Source organism: Streptomyces sp. NPDC058751, from assembly GCF_042746485.1.
GTDB lineage: Bacteria > Actinomycetota > Actinomycetes > Streptomycetales > Streptomycetaceae > Streptomyces.
In genome coordinates, this window is record NZ_JBHYPZ010000097.1 from 1 (window position 1) to 3101 (window position 3101).

Annotated in this window: 4 protein-coding genes; 1 reads left to right on the forward strand and 3 read right to left on the reverse strand. The window is 72.7% G+C overall.

The window, feature by feature from the left end:
- Positions 1-152 precede the first annotated feature (152 nt).
- Together ACFW6B_RS41005 and ACFW6B_RS41010 are read right to left on the reverse strand one after the other, a co-directional pair.
- Positions 153-1298, reverse strand: coding sequence for a helix-turn-helix domain-containing protein (locus tag ACFW6B_RS41005; protein WP_386605032.1), 1146 nt, complete (start codon positions 1296-1298; stop codon positions 153-155).
- Between the two features lie 127 nt (positions 1299-1425).
- A complete protein-coding gene (locus ACFW6B_RS41010; RefSeq protein WP_386605034.1) occupies positions 1426-1605 on the reverse strand; it encodes a hypothetical protein in 180 nt (59 codons plus the stop codon).
- A 259-nt stretch (positions 1606-1864) separates the two neighbouring features.
- Here ACFW6B_RS41010 and ACFW6B_RS41015 point away from each other — a divergent pair, with 259 nt between their 5' ends.
- Positions 1865-2737, forward strand: a complete 873-nt coding sequence (locus ACFW6B_RS41015; protein WP_386605036.1) for a helix-turn-helix transcriptional regulator — start codon at positions 1865-1867, stop codon at positions 2735-2737.
- 19 nt (positions 2738-2756) lie between these two features.
- Here the strand turns inward: ACFW6B_RS41015 and ACFW6B_RS41020 are convergent.
- Positions 2757-3101: ArsI/CadI family heavy metal resistance metalloenzyme (locus tag ACFW6B_RS41020; RefSeq protein ID WP_386605038.1), on the reverse strand; the 345-nt coding region annotated here is incomplete at its 5' end.

Consider the following 3101-nt stretch of genomic DNA (forward strand, 5'->3'; position numbering starts at 1 on the left):
GGCCCGGGTTTTGCGGGGCCCGTTTGTCCGGTTTACATGGGGTTTGTCCGGGGGGCTCTGGCCCCCCACCTGGCGGCGGCGCCCGGGGGGCTCCGGCCCTCCGGCGCGCGCCTTCTGCCTCGGCTCCCCGGCGCGCGCCCGGCCTCGGCGCTTCAGCTCTTCGACGCGTCCTTCGCGTCCTTCGCGCCCTTCGCTTCCTTCGCTTCCTTCAGCGCCGCCTCGCAGGAGGGCCAGTCGTGGAAGTCGCGTCGGACGCTCCACAGCCGGTGGGCCGCCTGGATGTTCCACTCCGGGTCGAACGCCCGCCGCGGTGTGCCGCCCAGTTCCCGCAGGCGGACGTCGGAGATCTGGAACACGCCCCAGTTGCGGCTGCCGTTGGTGTTGGGCAGTACCCACAGCGGGTCCAGGAACGAGGCGCAGCGGGCGATGGCCACGGCGGTGCCGGGGTCCTCGGTGAACACCTCGCGGATCCGCTCGTTCACCCGCTCCGAGGACCATGTCGCCATCCGCACCTTCTGCGCGTAGAGGGCCCGCTTCGTGGCCCCGTCGGCGACGCTGCTGGCCGGAATGCCCGCCAGCACCTGGAACGCGGTCAGCCTGCGCAGGGTCTCGGGCCCGAAGTCACCGTCGACGGCGAGTCTGCCCCCGGCCCGTACCAGCAGGGTCTGGACCTCACGTACGCACTCGTCGTGCTGCCCCATGCTCACCGACTCGCACGCGGAGGAGTGGAGCAGCCGGTCGTCGTCCGGCGGCGGGGAGTCGGCGGGCATCCATACGAATCCGGCCACCAGCCCCGTCACGGCCACGACCGCGACGGCCAGGACCGAGAAGCGGGAGGACAGCTTCTCGGGCAGGCGGGACCGGCGCGGGCTCCCGGCCTCGGCGGGGGCGGTCTGCGGCGGACCGTCGTCGTCCGGTCCTGGGCCCGTCCGCACCGGCGCGGCGGCCCCGGCCGGCTCCTGCTCCTGCTCCTGCTCCTGCTCCGGGGACGGGGCCGGGGCCGGGGCCGGGGCCTCCTCGGAGACCGACGGGGCCGCGGCCGGTGCGTTGCGGTCGGTGTCCGCCAGCGCCCACAGCCGGTGGAGTTCGCGGAGCTCCTCCGGACGGGCTCCGCACACCTTGCCGAAGGAGTGCACGACCCGGTAGTCCGTCGGAACGCTCAGGCCCGAGCAGTAGCGGTGCAGGCTGGAGCCGCTGACGCCCGCTTCCTTGCCGAGGCGGTCGTAGCCCCGGCCACTGCGGTCCTTCAGCATCCGAAGGCAGGCGGCGAACTTCTCGGTTTGCGAAGGGGCAGCCACGGATCCACCCTTGCTCAAGCCTTCACTGACGGGTAGAAGCTACACCGCGAAAACCGTGCGTGCTCTTGGAGCGCCGGAATGTGATCCTCAACGACCGTCCTGGGAAAGGGATTTGAAGCCCGGCGGGTCACCGCGCACCCGACCGGGCACCGCGCAGGAACAGGGCGCCGACGAGGGTGCCGAGGAGTACGAGGGCGGCGTTCACCGCGATGGCCGTCCTCAGACCGCCGAGCACGGCCGCGGCACCGGTACCGGTCGTCGCGGCGGTGGCGACGGCGCTCATGACCGGCGAATCGGTGACGGACATGGGGTCGAGGCCCTTCCTGTCGTGCTTCTCTCGTCCACGGGCGCCGGTCGCGCACCGCTCGGGAAAGAGACTCGTCCGGGCCCGGACCCCCAGCCAGAACCCTGTTCCGCGCAGCCACCGCGAGGGTGGTCACGACATGACCACCCTTACGGCTCACGGGCCCCGCGGCGGGCGGGCATCATGGGGGACGACCCGCGGCTCACCGGGCATCGGCGCCCTGGAGCCGCGCCGCCGGACGCCGAGGAAACCGGAGGCACCGATGGACGCTCCGTCCGAGCTCGGAGACTTCCTCAAGTCCCGCCGGGCCGCGCTGCGCCCGGAGGACGTCGGCATCACGCCGCATCCGACCCGTCGCCGGGTCACCGGTCTGCGCCGGGAGGAGCTGGCCACGCTCGCCGGCGTCAGCATCACCCACTACACCCGGCTCGAACAGGGCCGTGCCGTCGGCGCCTCGGACTCCGTGCTGGACGCAATCGCGCGCACCCTGCGCCTGACCGACGACGAGACGGCCCATCTGAAGGCCCTCGCCCACCCCGGCACCGCGTCCCGCCCCGCTCCGGCCCGCGTCGAGCACGCCGGCGCGTCGGCACGGCAGTTGCTGGCGGCCATGTCGGAGGTGCCGGCGCTCGTCCTGGACCGCCGCAACGACGTCCTCGCCTGGAACAGGCTCGGCCACGCGCTGCTCGCCGGACACCTGCCGGCCGAAAGCCCCGACACCCGGGGCGCCCGTCCCAACGTGACCCGGATGCTCTTCCTGGACGAGCGCTACCGGGACCTGTACACGAACCGGGACGAGGAGGCACAGCTCGCGGTGGCCTCGCTGCGTCTGATCGCCGGCCGTCACCCCGACGACCGGCGCCTGGCCGAACTCGTGGGGCAACTCATCGTCCAGTGCGACGAGTTCGCCTCCCGCTGGGCGCGCCACCCCGTGCGCACCTGCACGTCGGGGGTGAAACGACTGCGTCATCCGCTGGTCGGCGCCATGGACCTCAGCTTCGAGAACCTCGTCATCCCCGGCCCTTCGGGCCAGCGTCTGATCGCCTACACGGCCGAGCCCGGCTCGCCCTCCGAGGCGGCTCTGCGTCTGCTGGGCGGCATCACGGCGCCGGAGACCGAGAGCGCCTCGGCGTGACACGCTCGCGGCCGACGGATCATGAGTCCTTCGCCTCGTCCGGCGTGTCCTCGCTCTGGCCGGTGCAGCAGGTGCTGCCCTGCTGCCTGGTGAGGGTGTCGGCGTCGGCCTTCACGACGTAGACCTCCCAGGGTTCCTGTCCGGGGCCGTGGACCCAGACCTTGTCCTGGAGGGCGTAGCAGCAGGTGGTGTCGTTCTCCACGTCGGTGGCCAGGCCGGCCTCGGCCAGGCGGGCGGTGGCGCCGTGCACCGCTTCGGTCGTCTCGACTTCGACGCCGAGGTGGTCCATGCGCGTCGCCTCACCCTCGGCGCCTTCGATCAGGACGAGCTTGAGCGGGGGCTCGGCGATGGCGAAGTTGGCGTA